This is a genomic window from Planococcus wigleyi (genome assembly GCF_014836985.1).
Taxonomy (GTDB): domain Bacteria; phylum Bacillota; class Bacilli; order Bacillales_A; family Planococcaceae; genus Planococcus; species Planococcus notacanthi.
In genome coordinates, this window is the sequence record NZ_JACSPU010000005.1 from 104,429 (window position 1) to 120,143 (window position 15,715).

General features: G+C 46.4%; 16 protein-coding genes. 8 read left to right on the forward strand and 8 right to left on the reverse strand.

Going from position 1 to position 15,715, the window contains the following annotated elements:
• Positions 1 to 127: 127 nt before the first annotated feature.
• Positions 128 to 928, reverse strand: a complete 801-nt coding sequence (locus H9630_RS14290) for an SDR family NAD(P)-dependent oxidoreductase (protein ID WP_191716166.1) — start codon at positions 926 to 928, stop codon at positions 128 to 130.
• Between the two features lie 178 nt (positions 929 to 1,106).
• On the opposite strand from H9630_RS14290, the gene H9630_RS14295 reads away from it, so the two are divergent.
• Positions 1,107 to 1,970 carry a GNAT family N-acetyltransferase gene (locus H9630_RS14295; protein WP_191716167.1) on the forward strand — a complete coding sequence of 288 codons (864 nt, stop codon included), beginning with the start codon at positions 1,107 to 1,109 and terminating at the stop codon, positions 1,968 to 1,970.
• Between the two features lie 107 nt (positions 1,971 to 2,077).
• Here H9630_RS14295 and nhaC read toward each other — a convergent pair whose 3' ends face one another.
• Complete coding sequence (nhaC, locus tag H9630_RS14300) at positions 2,078 to 3,535, reverse strand: Na+/H+ antiporter NhaC (RefSeq protein WP_191716168.1); 1,458 nt, start codon at positions 3,533 to 3,535, stop codon at positions 2,078 to 2,080.
• 184 nt (positions 3,536 to 3,719) lie between these two features.
• Positions 3,720 to 3,992: a hypothetical protein gene (locus H9630_RS14305; RefSeq protein WP_318248002.1), complete on the reverse strand. Its 273-nt coding sequence runs from the start codon at positions 3,990 to 3,992 to the stop codon at positions 3,720 to 3,722.
• Between the two features lie 299 nt (positions 3,993 to 4,291).
• On the opposite strand from H9630_RS14305, the gene H9630_RS14310 reads away from it, so the two are divergent.
• The 3 genes from H9630_RS14310 (at position 4,292) to H9630_RS14320 (ending at position 7,467) form a co-directional block, all read left to right on the forward strand.
• Positions 4,292 to 6,118 (forward strand): LTA synthase family protein, encoded by a 1,827-nt coding sequence (locus H9630_RS14310; RefSeq protein ID WP_191716169.1) that lies wholly within the window; start codon positions 4,292 to 4,294, stop codon positions 6,116 to 6,118.
• A gap of 137 nt (positions 6,119 to 6,255) precedes the next feature.
• Positions 6,256 to 6,771: a TlpA family protein disulfide reductase gene (locus tag H9630_RS14315; RefSeq protein ID WP_191716170.1), complete on the forward strand. Its 516-nt coding sequence runs from the start codon at positions 6,256 to 6,258 to the stop codon at positions 6,769 to 6,771.
• A gap of 150 nt (positions 6,772 to 6,921) precedes the next feature.
• On the forward strand, positions 6,922 to 7,467 hold the full coding sequence (locus H9630_RS14320) for a hypothetical protein (RefSeq protein ID WP_191716171.1): 546 nt from the start codon (positions 6,922 to 6,924) through the stop codon (positions 7,465 to 7,467).
• A 96-nt stretch (positions 7,468 to 7,563) separates the two neighbouring features.
• On the opposite strand, the gene H9630_RS14325 is transcribed toward H9630_RS14320, so the two are convergent.
• Positions 7,564 to 8,463 carry a 3-hydroxyacyl-CoA dehydrogenase gene (locus tag H9630_RS14325; protein ID WP_191716172.1) on the reverse strand — a complete coding sequence of 300 codons (900 nt, stop codon included), beginning with the start codon at positions 8,461 to 8,463 and terminating at the stop codon, positions 7,564 to 7,566.
• 40 nt (positions 8,464 to 8,503) lie between these two features.
• Positions 8,504 to 9,250, reverse strand: coding sequence for a phosphatase PAP2 family protein (locus H9630_RS14330; RefSeq protein ID WP_191716173.1), 747 nt, complete (start codon positions 9,248 to 9,250; stop codon positions 8,504 to 8,506).
• Between the two features lie 156 nt (positions 9,251 to 9,406).
• On the opposite strand from H9630_RS14330, the gene H9630_RS14335 reads away from it, so the two are divergent.
• Positions 9,407 to 10,312 (forward strand): oxidoreductase, encoded by a 906-nt coding sequence (locus tag H9630_RS14335; protein ID WP_191716174.1) that lies wholly within the window; start codon positions 9,407 to 9,409, stop codon positions 10,310 to 10,312.
• A 57-nt stretch (positions 10,313 to 10,369) separates the two neighbouring features.
• Here the strand turns inward: H9630_RS14335 and H9630_RS14340 are convergent, their stop codons facing one another.
• The 3 genes from H9630_RS14340 to H9630_RS14350 are packed head-to-tail and all read right to left on the reverse strand — an operon-like array spanning position 10,370 to position 12,344.
• A complete protein-coding gene (locus tag H9630_RS14340) occupies positions 10,370 to 10,843 on the reverse strand; it encodes an NUDIX hydrolase (RefSeq protein ID WP_191716175.1) in 474 nt (157 codons plus the stop codon).
• A gap of 50 nt (positions 10,844 to 10,893) precedes the next feature.
• On the reverse strand, positions 10,894 to 11,619 hold the full coding sequence (locus tag H9630_RS14345; protein WP_191716176.1) for an ABC transporter permease: 726 nt from the start codon (positions 11,617 to 11,619) through the stop codon (positions 10,894 to 10,896).
• Positions 11,616 to 12,344: an ABC transporter ATP-binding protein gene (locus tag H9630_RS14350; RefSeq protein ID WP_191716177.1), complete on the reverse strand. Its 729-nt coding sequence runs from the start codon at positions 12,342 to 12,344 to the stop codon at positions 11,616 to 11,618. The genes H9630_RS14345 and H9630_RS14350 overlap by 4 nt, the downstream gene beginning before the upstream one ends.
• 169 nt (positions 12,345 to 12,513) lie before the next feature.
• Here H9630_RS14350 and H9630_RS14355 point away from each other — a divergent pair, with 169 nt between their 5' ends.
• The 3 genes from H9630_RS14355 to H9630_RS14365 all read left to right on the forward strand — a co-directional run bounded on the left by H9630_RS14355 (position 12,514) and on the right by H9630_RS14365 (position 15,623).
• Positions 12,514 to 13,407: an oxidoreductase gene (locus H9630_RS14355; protein WP_191716178.1), complete on the forward strand. Its 894-nt coding sequence runs from the start codon at positions 12,514 to 12,516 to the stop codon at positions 13,405 to 13,407.
• 155 nt (positions 13,408 to 13,562) lie between these two features.
• A complete protein-coding gene (locus H9630_RS14360; protein ID WP_191716179.1) occupies positions 13,563 to 14,576 on the forward strand; it encodes an STAS domain-containing protein in 1,014 nt (337 codons plus the stop codon).
• A gap of 135 nt (positions 14,577 to 14,711) precedes the next feature.
• The gene (locus H9630_RS14365; protein WP_191716180.1) at positions 14,712 to 15,623 is read left to right on the forward strand and encodes a DMT family transporter; all 912 of its coding nucleotides are present in this window, start codon (positions 14,712 to 14,714) and stop codon (positions 15,621 to 15,623) included.
• Positions 15,624 to 15,715: the final 92 nt, after the last annotated feature.

Genomic DNA, 15,715 nt, shown 5'->3' on the forward strand with positions numbered 1-15,715 from the left:
TGGTCTCCTTTTAATCAACAAGTCATTAATGGTCCAAATTCCTTTTTTACTCTATTAACTATACACAAGTATAAGGGCAAAAGATAATACAACGCTGTACTTGCCACTAAGCAGTACTGCTGCTGCTTCATCTCAAGACGCTTCCACCTGAGATTTTAACCGATTCACCCACGATATTCCGAGCAGCATCCGTCAGTAAAAAAGCGGTGGTATTAGCGACTTCCAAAGCAGTCGACAAGCGCCCAGAGGGAATCGACTTTTCAGCCAGCTCCAATTCTTCCGTAAAGCTGGTTTGATTTCTTTCCGCTTTTCTGCGCAGGCTATTTCGCGCCATTTCAGTATCCACATACCCTGGGCAGACAGCATTGACACGAATGCCGTATTCAATGGCTCCTACCGCCATCGATTGGGTCCAGCCGACAACCGCAAATTTGCTGGCTGAATAAGCCGTGTTGGCGTAGGTCCCCCTCAGTCCCGATAAGGAAGCCAAATTGACGATGTCCCCTTCTTTACGTTCCATCATCTTCCGGTATACCTCTTGCGTCAGAAGGAACGTCGATACGAAGTTCAAGTTGATCATATCGGCAAGAAATGCCTCATCAATGTCTTCCACGACTCTTCCTCCCGAAACGCCGGCTGAATTCACCAGCCCATTGATGAAGCCAAGTTCACTTTCTGCTCGTTCAATCAGGCGCAACCGGTCTTCCGGTTTGGTCAAATCCGCTTCCACCACACAAATCCGATCAGCTGACACCTGATCGAGAAGCTCCATCTCTAACTCTTTCAGCTTATCTCTATTCCGGCCCGTAATGGTGATGCGCGCACCCATCCCGGCCAATATGCGAGCTGTTTCCATGCCGATGCCTCCAGTGGCCCCGGTAATCAATACGTGTTTATGCGCTAATGCTTCCGTTGAAAAAACAGTCATGCCGGCAACCTCCTTTAAAATATGTCTTTTCTTTTCCCGCTCGCTCGCGTTCCTCAAACATACGGCCCTCTGCAAGCTTCTCATTTCCTGAACTCGGCAGGCCTCACGCATGCACGCTACGGTTTTTTCCGTATATAATACAAGTAGTATTTTCAACATGAGCAAGGGGTGCCCATACATGGAAAAATTAATTCGCCAGCTGGACCTGGAAGATCTGCATTACCTGGAAAAGATGAAGACTGGAATAGAAGATGACTACATTCTTCGGGTATACAACCGCATAGCCGGAGGCTCCAGCCGCTTATTCGGCCTGTTCCAAGATGGCCAGCTTGCCAGCATTGGGGGATACACAATTTTCGCCAATCAATATGCTATGCTCGGCCGAATGCGGAGTGATCTGCGCTACCGCGGCAACAATCTATCCACACAATTGATGGCCCATATCATGGAAGAGGTTTTGTCCCTGCCTGCTGTGCAATGGGTGGGTGCGAATACACAAGTGGAAAACGGCTCTGCCCGTCGCGTCATGGACAAATTGGGGCTCACAGAAGTGTCTACGCTCTACAGTGCTGTTTCCTCGGATGTTGCTTCACTTGCCTGTGATGCTGTTTGGCAGGAACTCTCAGACCTCACACAGAAGCAAGAGTGGATCAATCAGCTATATATTCAAACTGGGGAAGTATTCCCTTATGAGTGCTACTACACGTTCCCAGCTTCTCAAGCCTTGTTTGCTGATGCCGATTTGTCCCAATGGGCATTTTTTGAAAATCGGGATAAGAGCCGTGTGTTGATTGCCAAAAAGGATTATAAACGGAATTATTACCTGCATGCCGTCTATCCATGGGATGACCTCATGGAACAGCCTGGGCTTTGGGAAACCATTTCAACAGCGCAGCATCGCTTAAGCGAAAAAGTGAAATCCGAAACATTGATCTGGATGGATCTAACCCCTGATCAAGCCAGCAGTTTGCCGGCACATCATCCCTTTGACCTCCCATCTCCCTGGATATTGTATGGAACTAACCGCAGCAATCGGCTGTAGGCTTGGAGCCTGCTCGAGGATAGAATAAAAATAAAAGCGAGCCATACCCTCTTCAATGTCAAAAGAGGGTGGCTCGCTTTATTTGCATAAGAGCAGGAAAGGAAAAACTAAACGCCTTCTGTCAATTCGTTTTCGCGATCGATTCGTTGCTGTTTTATTTTCAACTGCTGCATTTCATCTTCTGTTAAAAATTGAACTTTATAGCCGATTATAGCCATGACGATGCCGATGATCGGTACTGCGTAATTCAGCACCGCATAGGGAGCATACGCAAATGGACTGACCGATAAAGTGGCAAGTATGAAGACCCCGCAAGTATTCCAGGGGATAAATGGTGAAGTCAATGTTCCTCCGTCTTCAAGGGCCCGTGAAAGGTTTTTCGAATGCAGGCCTTTGTCCTGGAAAGCTGTAGCATACATTCTTCCCGGCAACAGGATGGAAATGTACTGCTCGGAAGCAGTAGCGTTTGTGAAGAATGCGGAAACGATTGTCGCTGCAATCAGACTGCCGGCTGATTTGGCTACTTTCAGAATTTGTTTAACAATGGCTTTCAGCATGCCGGTATGTTCCAGCACACCGCCAAAGACCATGGCAAAAATCGTCAGCGAAACCGTGAACATCATAGAAGCGATGCCGCCGCGGTTAAACAACTCGTCAACCATTTCATTGCCCGAAGCAATGGCAAAACCGTCGTGAAGTGTATTGACAGCCTCTCCGATATTTCCGCCTTGCACAAAAATCTGGCAAATGAAACCTAGGAATACTCCGACCACCAATGCTGGCAAAGCCGGTACTTTCAACGCCACTAATACAACAATCGCCGCAGGAACCAGCAATAGCCAGGGGGATATAACAAAATTGCTGTTCAATGCCGACAAGATGTTCTGGATATTGCCTTCATCAATAGCCGCTCCTGCAAATTGGCGGCCAAGGAAAAAGTACACCACCAATGCAATAACCAATCCTGGAATTGTCGTATACATCATATGTTTGATGTGTTCGAATAGATTGGTGTCGGTAATGCCCGCCGCCAGATTTGTGGTATCCGATAAAGGTGACATTTTGTCTCCAAAGTAAGAACCGGATATCACGGCTCCCGCTACCATGGCAACCGGGATCCCCATACTTGCGCCAATCCCCATGCCGGCAACACCGATAGTTCCCATTGTGGACCAGGAACTTCCGATGGCAAGTGCCACGATGGCGCAAATGATGCAAATCGTCATTAAAAATAATGAAGGCGTGATGATCTGCAGACCATAATAAATCATGGTAGCGATAATCCCACCGCCAATCCAAGATGCGATGATCATGCCCACCACGATGATGATGAGCACTGCGGGCAAAGCAAGACGGATTCCTTTATATGCGCCTTCTTCGATGGTTTCCCATTTATAACCGATGCGCCAGGCGATGAGCCCTGCAATCACTGTTCCAACAGCCAACGGAATATGCGGACTGCCTTCGAATACGATAATGGTGACGGCCATTAATGCAATCATGGCCACTAACGGAATAAGTGCCAATAAAAAAGGTGTTTCGATCTCTTGGTGTTTTTTCTTCATTTTATGTATTCCCCTTACTGTATGTTGTATGTTTTTATATTACAGCAAAATTTGAAATAATCTATCTATATTTTAAAGAGTTCCTTCAGTCCTTGATGTAAATCCCTGCAGCTGCCGGAAACCAAACCTCACAAAAAAACCGTCCACTGGTTACAGGACGGTTTCATCGGTCTGTTCTTCTTCCTCATTCTTCCTTTTCCAATGCCAGATAAATTTCCCTTTCGAAAAATTTGCGTCGATGGTCTGCTGATTTCCGCCTTGACAATGTACCATTTTCAAAAACACGCTGGCACAAGTAAAAGGGGGCTTCGTCGTTCACTACGACTTGCCATTTGCCATGAAGCGCTTTTTGCCTACCAAAGTCCACTACAAAGTTCTGCCCGACAGGCAACACGGGATACTGGCATTCTGCGCGGGCTGGCGGCGGGCCGTTGTGCATGTTCCTATATAGATCCACATTAAACACTCCTTCATTTAACTGCTGTAATTCAACTGTTGATAATGGCAATCCCACTGGCTGAACATCCCTTTAAATCTGATATTATCCTCTCTTTCTAAATACCCGAAACCCCCTTCCATTCAAACTAAACAGGAACCTACTCTAGTTGACACAATACAGACATCTCTACAGGTTTCTGCTTGCCCGCTAAGTGGTAATGAAAAAGAACAGACTCGTTTTGCAGGAAGAAAAAATGGTTCACTGGCAAGTGCTTCATTTACATAGGCAAAGCGGCTTAACTTGTTCGGAGGTGCGCCATGAAATTCCTTGAATACTGGATCTACCTGGTATTGTCCATATCAAAAATTGTCCTCTTCAGTGTTTATTCCGGAACTGAGTTCCAATTCAGTTTCTTTATCCTAAACCTTGCTTCCATCGTCGTTTTGTCCAGCTGGACGCTTTTACTAAGCTATCGGAAACGCCGGTGGATTTTAATGCTTTTATTGTTTTTACACAGTACACTGCTTGTTTCCGACCTTTGGTACTACCGTTATTTTGATGATCTGTTGTCCATCAGTCTGCTTTCTGATGTCACGCAGATGAGTGATGTCGGGGGCGGCTTTATGACTTTGATCCAAGCCGAAGATCTATTCTTTTTTGCTGATTTGCTCCTCTTTTCCCTGGTCCTTTTTGCTGGCCGTAAAAATCAGGAAACCTCAACCCGTAAGACAAAAAGACTTCTTGCGGGAGCTGGCTTTGCCCTTGGTTTTCTCTTGTTTGCCATTCCGTTGGCAAATAGCTACATCAACGAAGAAAAGTGGCTGGTCGATGAACCGATTTCAAATATGCGTGAGTATTACCAGCTTGGATTTTGGGGTTACCATGGATTGGATTTTGCAAAAGGTGTCAGTGGACTGTTCACTAATGACAGCATCACAGCACAGGAAGCCTCATGGATCAAAGACCTGGATCCCGAGACACCTTCAGCTGTATCCGACTCTGAAAAACCCAACATCATCCTTGTGCAACTGGAATCTTTCCAGACTTCAGTGATTGGACAACAAGTGAATGGGCAGGAACTGACTCCCCATTTAAATGCCTTGAAAGAAGAAACTTTGTTCTTCCCATCGTTTTACCATCAGACGCACGAAGGCCGAACGTCAGATGCTGAATTCATTACATTGGCTTCGTTGCAACCATTAAAATCTGGATCCGTTTATACGCAATATGCGGAAAATGAATTTGACGGGCTGCCAGAATTGTTGAAAGATGCCGGCTACGATACTGCGGCCATGCATGCTTTCGAGAAGGATTTCTGGAATCGTGATGATTTCTATCAAAACATCGGTTTTAATCAATTCTTCAGCCAACCTGATTTCCCGGATAACCAGAAAATCGGCATGGCTGTGAATGATGAGGACTTCTTCACAACATCCATCGACCATGCAGCACAGTTGAAAGAACCTTATTTCGCTTTCCTGGTGGCATTGTCGAGCCATACCCCTTATGAGATTCCAGAGGATTTGAAACAATTGGATTTGACCGGTTATGAAGATCCGTTGCTGAGAGGTTATTACGAAACCATCCATTACGTGGATGGAGCTGTTGGAGTGATGATTGAAGAGCTGAAAGAAAAGGATATGTGGGATGATTCTCTTATCTTGTTTTATGGTGACCATGACAGTGGATTAACACAAGCCGATAGTGAAATGGCCCAAGAACTGGGGGCTGAAACCGAAGTCGAGTTATTCGAACTGGATCAACAGGTCCCTCTCTTCATTAAAGAACCTCGCATGGAAGAGGGTCGCGTCATTGAAAACAGCGGCGGCCAAATTGATATTGCCCCAACCATTTTGGATATCGTAAACATCGACCCTCCTTATATGCTTGGACAATCTCTGCTCGACGAAGACAATAATTTGACCGTTTTCCGTGATGGTTCGTTCCGCGTCGAGGAATTTTATTTCAAGCCTGACCTGACTTCTCCAAGCGGAAGCGGCACATGTTACGACACGTCATCCGGCGAGAAAGTTGAATTTGCAGAATGTGAACCTCATGTCAAAACAGCAGCAGAACAGCTTCGGATTTCGGATTTAATTATCCAGAAAAATGCCCTTGACCAATTGAATACCGATGGAGACTGACCACCCCCCTCTTCGTATAAAGAAGAAGAGGGGTTTTCTAAACTTCCTGAGGCGCTCTAATTTCTTTTATCGGAGTTCCGCTATATGATGGGGGTATAAAAAGATGAGCCGCAATTCCACAGTAAAGGATGATTGCAATGAACGCATCGATAAAATCCATCTTGCTGCTCTTTCTTCTTATCGTATTGAGCGCCTGCAGCAGTTCCCAAGGTGCTGGAGAATTGAACGATGGCAATCCTGCCCCTTCCTTTGAACTGATCGATTTGGATGGCAACCAGCATAACCTTGCCGATTATGCCGGCCAAAAAGTCTACGTGAAATTTTGGGCATCCTGGTGTTCAATTTGCCTCGGAGGCATGGAAGAACTGAATACCTTAGCTGCTGAAGAAAATGATTTTGCTGTGTTGACGATTGTGTCCCCCAGCTCCAATGCAGAAAAAAGCGCCGAGTCCTTCGCCAAATGGTTTGAAGGGCTCCCGAATGCTGAAAATGTTACCGTGTTATTGGACGAAGGCGGAACCTTTTTCGATGAATACGGCGTCATCGGCTATCCGACATCTGTCTATATCGGCTCAGACGGTACACTTGTCAAAAGCCTGACCGGCCATGTCGGCAATGCTGAAATTAAAGAAAGCTTTGACGCCATCAATTGATCCAATTTGTTTCTGATAGCCTGATGGCAGCAGGAAACATTTTTGTTGCTGGAAATTTGTCAGCATTTAAGGAGATTTATAAACGTTTGGCAAAAACTCACTTTACTCCCGGACGTTATTCTGTCTAACTGAAGGGAGGAGGTGACCGATATGAATGAAGCAATTGAACAACTATTTCTGGATTCAAAATCGGCGGATAAAGACGTGAATTACCAAGCCTATCAACAAATTCTAATCTTGACCGAAGAAAAAGTCGATTGGGCATATGAAGTGTGGGAGCAATTGCTTGAAGATTTGAAGCATCCGAACAATCATCAGCGTTCCAGGGCTGCGCAATACTTGGCTAATCTGGCCAAGAGCGATCCGGAGAACCGCATCCTCACAGACTTTCCTCTCCTTTGGCAAGTTACTAAAGATGAAAAGTTCGTTACAGCCCGTCATAGCCTGCAGGCAATCTGGAAAGTGGCGCTCGCCGGGTCCGCTCAAAAAAAAATGGTTCTCAACTATTTAATGGAACGCTTCCGCACTTGTGAAGACGAAAAAAACTTTACACTCATCCGTTCCGATATTCTGCAGGGGCTTCGGCAGTTGTATGATGAAACGCTTGATCAGCAGATTAAACAAACTGCCTTGAACTTGATTGAAAACGTGGATGAGCCGAAATACAAGAAAAAATACACAGCTATCTGGAAATGAAAAACAAGCCGTAATTGAAGGATTCCCTTCAATTACGGCTTGTTTTTTTTGCTTGTTTTATTTAAAGATTCATTGGATCAATCTCGCGGTCATTCATCAGGTTTTCAGAAAATCATCTTTCATAAAAGCTGGATTGGGGTAGCTGTAAAACCCTTCACCTGTTTCTCTTCCAAGTTTGCCTTTATCCAGGTATTCGGTCTTCAGCATATCGGCGAGTTTTACGAATTCCGCTTTGCCTGTGGCCGCAGCTTTCGCTTGGACAATATTATGGGCCGTATTGATGCCGACCACATCCAAAATAGCAAAAGGCCCAAGCGGCGCGCCTGTTGCGATCATCCAGGTTTTATCCACCGTTTCAATGTCTGCCACTTCTTTAACCAGCAGCAATTCGGCTGCTTCAAGGAACGGAACCAATAGGGAATTCAAAATATAGCCCGGCTGTTCTTTATGTAAAGGCAATGGCACCATGCCAATCGCTTCAGCAAATTCAATCATATCTTCAAACACGGCGTCAGCCGTTCCCGGGTGCTTCATGATTTCAGCCGTGTTGTTGATACGGATGGTATTAGCAAAATGCAAGGCGAGGAACTTTTCCGGCCGCCCTGTCGCTTCTGCAAACTGGCTTGGCAGCAACGTCGATGAGTTGGTCGCAAACACTGTCTTTTCAGGAGCTGCATTGCCCAGTTCCTTATAGAAAGCCATCTTGATGTCTGTTACTTCAGGAATCGCCTCAATCACCAAATCCGCATCGGATACCGCTTCAGCCAAATTGGTTTTGAAAGACAATCGGCCATATGCAGCCTCCACTTCCGCTTCACTTGAGCCAAAATCTTTGCGGTAGTTTTTCATCAGCTTGGCCAATCGTTGTTTCGACTTCTCGATCGCTTCTTCATTGATGTCATAGATCACTACATCGAATCCTTTAAACGCTGTTTGATAGGCGATTTGGCTTCCCAACACGCCGCTTCCTGCCACTGTAATCTTTTTGTAATCCATCCTCTTTTCCTCCTTATCGATTCACCCAACTACTTCTTCTTTACCTGAAGAAAGGTATTTTTGTCCGCACTGTTCTGTAGAGAGGACCTAATAATTTTCGCAATGCCTGGACTGGTGGCACCGGACTTCTGCTATGCCATTGAATCCACTCTAAAGCGATCAAGCTTAAAATCAACCAGATAAGACCTGCTGCATAGCCGGCGAGTACGTCACTGGGAAAATGGGCGCCGAGGTAGATTCTACTGCTGCCGATCAACAAGACGAGCATCCCCAACAAAGTGACAGTCAGCCATTGGATCCACCGCCGTTGGTGCGTCCGGACAACCAGGTAAATCACAAAACCATAAAAAATCAGTGAACCCATCGAATGTCCGCTTGGAAAGCTGTATCCGACAGCATCAATTTCAGCATTGATGCTCGGACGCTGTCTGTCATATACATTTTTCAGCAACAGCGTTAAGAGCGAACCGCCTCCTACTGCAATAGCAAAAAACAACATGCCCCATTTGTCTTTCATTTTAACTCCTAGTACGATCAGGACAAGTATGGACAACATAGTCAAAAACCAAGCCGATCCCGTTTCTGTGATAATGAACATCACATTATCCATTGTTCCGCCCGCTATGGCCCCAAAGCTGTCAATGATCGAACTGTCAAATTGGCCAAGTTCCTTTTCCATCACTTCTTCAGCAAGTTCTGCAAACAACACAATAAACAAGGCAGCCAGACCAAGTCCGCCCAGCAGCAACAAAAAAGCCAAGCCCGCCAACTTCTCATTTTTCTCCATCTTATCGCTCCCATTTCTTGCAGATACTTTCTCTTTACCCTTCTCTTCAGCCGAATATGTAAAAAAATCAATTTTATGGATCCAATAATTTGTTGTAGGAAGGACTCCATGGTATTTTTATCAGCAGAATAAGTAAATTACTCAGGAGCTGATTGTTTGGAACAGTTAACCGGAAAGACCGCCATCATCACTGGCGCCAACAGTGGAATTGGATTGGAAGCCGCTAAAGTATTGGCAGAACGCGGTGCAACCATCGTCATGGCCGTGCGCGATACGGAGAAAGGTGAAGCTGCGCGCCAGTTAATCCTTAACGACAATAAAGAAGCATCGATATCTGTAATGAAATTGGATTTATCGGACCTGGCGAGCGTCAATGGGTTTGCGGACAGTTTTAAGCGCCAACATAATTCACTCGACCTGCTGATCAATAACGCCGGCGTCATGACTCCTCCTTACTCCAAAACGAAAGATGGATTTGAATTGCAGTTCGGCAGCAACCACCTTGGCCATTTCGCATTAACCGGACTGTTGCTGCTCTTGCTAAAGAATACGCCTGGTTCACGCGTCGTCTCTCTTAGCAGTCTTGCCCATAAAGGAGCTAGTATCGATTTCGATAACCTTGACGGCACAAAAGGCTATAAGCCAATGAAGTTCTACAGCCAAAGCAAATTGGCCAATCTGTTGTTTGCACAGGAACTGGATAAGCGCTTTAAGCAGTATGGGCTGCAATCGATGAGTCTGTCCTGCCATCCCGGCATTTCCGCAACCAACCTTTTTAAGTTCGGCAAGCGGGATGCGCCCAAATTCTTGAAAACCTTAATGCATAACTTTCTGCAGCCGCCTGACATGGGGGCTTTGCCGACCATTTATGCAGCTACAGATCCGAATTTGAAAGGCGGTGAATACATCGGCCCTGACGGCAAAGGCCAGCGCAAAGGTTATCCGGCGCTGGATACGCCCCATGCATCAGCCGGTGATGAAGCCGTTTCCCGGAAACTTTGGGAAGTCTCAGAAAAACTGACCGGCGTAACGTTTGATTTCAGTAATGCCTCTGCACAGTAAAAGAGCCACTTTCATGTTCATTCATGAAAGTGGCTTTTTCTGTTCATTATTGTCTTGTCACTCTGCAAATACAGATGAATAATGCTTGTGGAGAAATTCCTTAATCACAACGCGGTGGCTGCCGACCATCTTATCCGGAAGTTCATTCGGTGAAAAGAATCGGAAGCTCAACGATTCTTTACGATCGACAATCAATTCACCCTGGTATTTATTCGAGTAATAGGCAAGCGTTACAACGTAGAACTCGTCTCCGTTTTCAGCAACCACAAAATGCTGCGGCCCTGAATAGACATTGATCAAATTCAGCTCATCGACCGTCAAGCCGGTTTCTTCCATGACTTCCCGCTTTGCGGTGTCTTCCGTCGACTCTCCCAGTTCCATCAATCCGCCTGGCAGCCCCCATAAATCTTTCGGAAATTTCCGCTCCTCCAAAAGCAAGCGCCCTTCCCCATCCACAATCACCACAACTGCGCCCACGAAGATGAGCGGCCGGTGACCAACGACTGCACGAAGTTCTTCTACATAACCCATTTTCAAAACTCCTTGTCTTTTAATTTAAACAGTTCCATCCAAAAACCGAGTTATCCGCGCATCCTTTTCCTGAATCCCCATACCGCTACGCCGAAAATCACTACTGTATACGCAATAACCCACAGCATCGTTATGAAGACCTCGCTGTAATTGCCGGCAAACGCCGCCCTCACAGCATCTACCGCATGGGCGAATGGCAGCAGGTAAGCAACCGTCTCGAAAGTACCGCCGATCATTTCGAGCCCAAACCAGGTTCCGCTAAACCAGGTCGTGACATTGACGAAGATCGCAAAGATCGCCCCGACTTGCCGATCCGTGAAAAAGGTGCCGAAGAACAGGCCGAATGCGATATAAAGAAATGAAATGATGACCAGCAAACCAAATGCAGGAATAGCGTCATATGTAAATGGCATCCCCAAAAGCAGCGCTGCTCCGTAACAGGCAGACATCTGGATAAACGCTACCGGCAATAGCGGCAATGCATAGCCGATCAGGTAATCGGTGGCAGCCATCGGTGATGCGAAAATCCTCATTAAAAAAGAGCTGCTTTTGTCACGGCCAATGAGCATGCCGGTAAATAAAGTGATGAACGAAAAACTGAAGACGATGATGGCAGGAGCCAGCTTCTCCAGCGTAAAGAGATCAAACGGCATGTTTTCGGACATCATCGAAAACAGCCATAGCATCAGGACCGGCAAAACCATTCCAAAAAGCAGCGTCATGGGATCGCGCAAAATTTCCTTTCGATTCCGCTGTGCGAATGTTAGGGCCTTCATGTACTTTCCCCCTCTGCTGTCAGTTGGAGAAATACATCCTGCAGCTTGATTTGCCCGGTCTGGTGTTTCAATTCCTCCAGTGTCCCCAGCGCCTGCAGCCTGCCTTTATGCATAATGCCAATGCGATCCGCCAGCGCTTCCACTTCTTCTAAATAATGCGTCGTCAAAATAATAGTAATCTGCCCTTTCAAATTCAACAAAATCTGCCACAGATCCAAACGTGCCCGGACATCCAGCCCGACGGTCGGCTCATCCAAAAAAATGATTTCCGGTTCTGAAATCATGGCCATTGCGATACTCAATCGGCGCTCCATTCCTCCTGACAGATTCCTTCCTTTGCTTTTGGCCCTTTCCGCCAAACCGAACATCTCCATCAGCCGGATTGCTTTTTGCTCTGCGTCCTGTTTTGTACTGCCATAAATTCTGGCAATGAACTCCAGATTTTCCTGTACAGACAAGTTGCGCGCCACTGCCGTTTCCTGAGGTGAAATGTTCAGCTTTTTCTTTACCGCTTGCGGATTTTCCACAATGCTGTCGCCCAGCATGATGGCGTCCCCACTTGTCGGTTCCATGAGGCAACTCAGCATTTTGATGGTGGTGGTCTTCCCCGCGCCATTTTCACCTAATAGGGCAAAAAACTCCCCTTGCCCTATTGCTAAGGTAAGCTGGTCAACGGCAACTCGATCTTTGAACGTTTTGGTCAATTCCATAATTTTAATCTCCATAAACCGGTTCCCGCCTCCTTTTCTCCATTCTACCGCTAAGTCTCCTGAATAAATAATAAAGTGATATTCACATCTTTCCCCTGGGATTTCCAAAAAATCCGCACAACCGATAAAATAACCTTTAAAGACTAAACCCAATTGAATGGGCTGAAAAAAAGGAAGTGATCGTTTGCTTACAGGAAATACAGTCATCATCACGGGCGGCAACAGCGGCATTGGATTGGAAACGGCCAAAGGGCTACTGGCAATGGGGGCAAGAATCATCTTGGCTGTGCGTAATACGGAAAAAGGAAATGCCGCAAGAGCACTATTGGCTGAACTCCACCCCAGGGCTCAAATCGATGTGATGCAACTCGACTTAGCGGACCTGCAAAGTGTGAGAACCTTTGCCGACAAGTTCCAAAGTTCTTTTGACCAGCTCGATATTCTGATTAATAACGCCGGCATCATGGCACCGCCTTATGCCAAAACAAAAGACGGTTTTGAAATGCAGTTCGGCAGCAACCACCTGGGGCATTTTGCATTAACCGGCCTGCTTTTGCCGCTGTTGGCAAACACCCCTGGCTCCCGGATTGTCACCATCAGCAGCCGGGCACACAGCCGGGGTTCAATCGACTTTGACAACCTCGACGGAGCAAAAGGATACCACGCAAAGAAATTCTATAACCAGAGCAAGCTGGCCAATTTGTACTTCGCTTTGGAACTGGATAAACGCTTGAAAGCACATGGCTTCCCAACCATCAGCATCGCCTGCCATCCGGGCGTCTCTGCCACCAATATCCTAAAGCTTGGCACGCGTGAAATACCGTCAGCTCTTAAACGCATCGCCAATCTTTTCCTCCAGCCTCCCGGCATGGGCGCTTTATCGACAATCTATGCGGCGACAGAACCGAACATGACAGGCGGCGAATACATCGGTCCTCTCGGCCAGTTTCAACGAAAAGGCTACCCTGCTCTTGGCACGCCCCATGCCAATGCAACGGACCAGGAAATCTCCCGAAGGCTGTGGGACGTATCGGAAAAATTGACTCAGGTCAGTTATCCTTTTGATCTCTCCCATTAAAAGATATTTACTGCATACCATTTCTCAAAGAAGAAGCTTCATCCGGGGTAAAAAAATTCCATATCCAGACATATTGTTTATTCTTGCGGGAATACTGAAAAGACGAGTTAGGATTTACGTTGCAATTATTTTTAAAAGATGGAGGAATTTATGGTATGAACCAAAAAAACATTACGGTCGGTGGCATCGAATTGGAATGGAATTTGGAAACTGGCGAAGTTCTGTTTGAAGGAGGAGATGTGGTTCTCTTTTGGACCTCGGCAATGGAAACATTCTTTGACACAATTAAAGACATTTCTGGAATCGAAGCCACACAATTGGTTTTGGAAACCACCGGATTTCGCCAAGGCGTCATTGTTGGAGAAGGGTTCAAAGACATGAAGCAAATTGATACATCAAATGTTGTTGAATGGATCTCCAATACATACGCTCCTGCCGGTTGGGGCAAAGTTGAAATCGTTGAAATGGATAATGAAAAAAATACATTTACGATGCATATCCAGAACGATTGGGAGTATAAGATGAACCTGCTGAAAAACAAAAACTCAAAAGGCATTTTTGTGCCTTCGCACTATGCCGGTGTCCTAACCGGCTTGTTCGGCATCAATTTCTGGTATAAAATCATTCAGCATCAAAATGACAGTACGCCATATAGCATTGTGGAGTACTTCCCTTCAACCGTGACCGTCCAGCAAAACATCCATGAGCTGTCCCGCAAACAGGAAGCTGAACAAATCCGAAAGCTGGAAGCCCGGGTCAATGAGCATACACAATCTCTTCAGAACCTGGTGAAGGAACTATCCTCTCCCATCATCCCTGTGCTGGAAGGCATTATTGTGGTGCCGATGATCGGCAGCTACGATGAACAGCGGACTGAAGATTTGATTTTTAAAACTCTGACCGAGTTGCCGAAGCATAAAGCGGATTACCTGTTGGTAGATCTAAGCGGGCTGAATCAGCACATCACGGAGCATACCGCATCGTTGATCGATAAACTTGGCGCTTCTGCGAGGCTGTTGGGAACTGAAGTCATTCTTGTCGGCATCTCCCCGGAACTCGCCATTATCATTGCACAATCCCAAAACAGCCTGAATACTTTTGAATCGCTGCAAAGCCTCCAGCATGGCATCTACTATGCACTTGGCCGAAGCGGACGAAAAATTGTCTGACAGGTTCGAGTTTCCAAAATGACCGTTTCTTCTTGAAGACTTTTCCTCCTGAAAAGAATATAATAATCTTTGTCTGTTTTATGATTGCAGGCAGGATAGCCATTGGTTCAATCAATGGTTAATGGAGGAGATCACTTGAACGCAAAAGCTTTTTCATTGGCATTATTCTCAGTTTTAATATGGGGCTCTTCCTTTGCCGCCATTCGCGTTGGACTGCAGGGCGGCTATGACGCAGGACAGAATGTGCTGGTCCGTTTCCTGATTGCCTCGGCATTGTTCCTGATTTATGCACTGTGGCCGGGAACCAAATTTCGGCTGCCCGAAAAAGGCGATGCCGTTCGGATCCTTATTCTCGGTTGGATCGGCATCAGCTTGTACCATATCTTCGTTACATTTGGCATGGAAACGATTTCTGCCGGCACCGCCGGCATGCTGGTCGGTTCCGGACCGATTTTTACAGCGCTGATTGCGGCTTTTGTTTTAAAGGAAAGATTGACTGGCCTTGGCTGGATGGGTCTGGGCATTGGGTTTATCGGTATTCTGTTTATCGCTTTCGGATCTGCAGGTGCATCCCTCACTTTGACCAATGGTGCATTGCTGGTATTGGTCGCTGCGTTTGCATCAGCAATTTTCTTTGTTTTCCAGAAGCCGCTGCTGACACGCTACTCGGCGATTGAATTGACCGCTTACTTTACATGGGCCGGCACTTTGCCATTTCTTATTTTTTCACCGGGCCTCTTCAGTGCCATGCAAAGCGCCACACTGGAAGCCCATTTAGCGATTCTTTATGTGGGCATATTCCCTGCGGCAATCGCCTATGTCACATGGGCAACAGCTTTGTCACTTGCTAATGCCAGCTCTGTTTCAAGCCTGATTTATCTGGAACCGGCAGTAGCGATTATCGTTGCCTGGATGTGGCTCCATGAACTGCCGACTGCTTTGTCGCTTATCGGTGGCGTCATTGCAATCGGCGGGGTCATGATCGTCAATCTAATGGGCAGAAAACGCCCGGTACTTTCCGGTAAAACTGCGGAAAACTCGTTATAGAAACTCAAAAAAACGCTGTCTGGAATCAATCCAGACAGCGTTTTTTATTAGATCAGCCCTAAAGTGCGGAATTCCCCGGCTTCCTTTAGTCC

Excerpts from the sequence above, each read along its gene's own strand:
- H9630_RS14290 (WP_191716166.1), bottom strand. The coding sequence starts at position 928 with ATGACTGTTTTTTCAACGGAAGCATTAGCGCATAAACACGTATTGATT.
- H9630_RS14295 (WP_191716167.1), top strand. The coding sequence starts at position 1,107 with ATGGAAAAATTAATTCGCCAGCTGGACCTGGAAGATCTGCATTACCTG.
- nhaC (WP_191716168.1), bottom strand. The coding sequence starts at position 3,535 with ATGAAGAAAAAACACCAAGAGATCGAAACACCTTTTTTATTGGCACTT.
- H9630_RS14310 (WP_191716169.1), top strand. The coding sequence starts at position 4,292 with ATGAAATTCCTTGAATACTGGATCTACCTGGTATTGTCCATATCAAAA.
- H9630_RS14315 (WP_191716170.1), top strand. The coding sequence starts at position 6,256 with ATGAACGCATCGATAAAATCCATCTTGCTGCTCTTTCTTCTTATCGTA.
- H9630_RS14320 (WP_191716171.1), top strand. The coding sequence starts at position 6,922 with ATGAATGAAGCAATTGAACAACTATTTCTGGATTCAAAATCGGCGGAT.
- H9630_RS14325 (WP_191716172.1), bottom strand. The coding sequence starts at position 8,463 with ATGGATTACAAAAAGATTACAGTGGCAGGAAGCGGCGTGTTGGGAAGC.
- H9630_RS14330 (WP_191716173.1), bottom strand. The coding sequence starts at position 9,250 with ATGGAGAAAAATGAGAAGTTGGCGGGCTTGGCTTTTTTGTTGCTGCTG.
- H9630_RS14340 (WP_191716175.1), bottom strand. The coding sequence starts at position 10,843 with ATGGGTTATGTAGAAGAACTTCGTGCAGTCGTTGGTCACCGGCCGCTC.
- H9630_RS14345 (WP_191716176.1), bottom strand. The coding sequence starts at position 11,619 with ATGAAGGCCCTAACATTCGCACAGCGGAATCGAAAGGAAATTTTGCGC.
- H9630_RS14350 (WP_191716177.1), bottom strand. The coding sequence starts at position 12,344 with ATGGAGATTAAAATTATGGAATTGACCAAAACGTTCAAAGATCGAGTT.
- H9630_RS14360 (WP_191716179.1), top strand. The coding sequence starts at position 13,563 with ATGAACCAAAAAAACATTACGGTCGGTGGCATCGAATTGGAATGGAAT.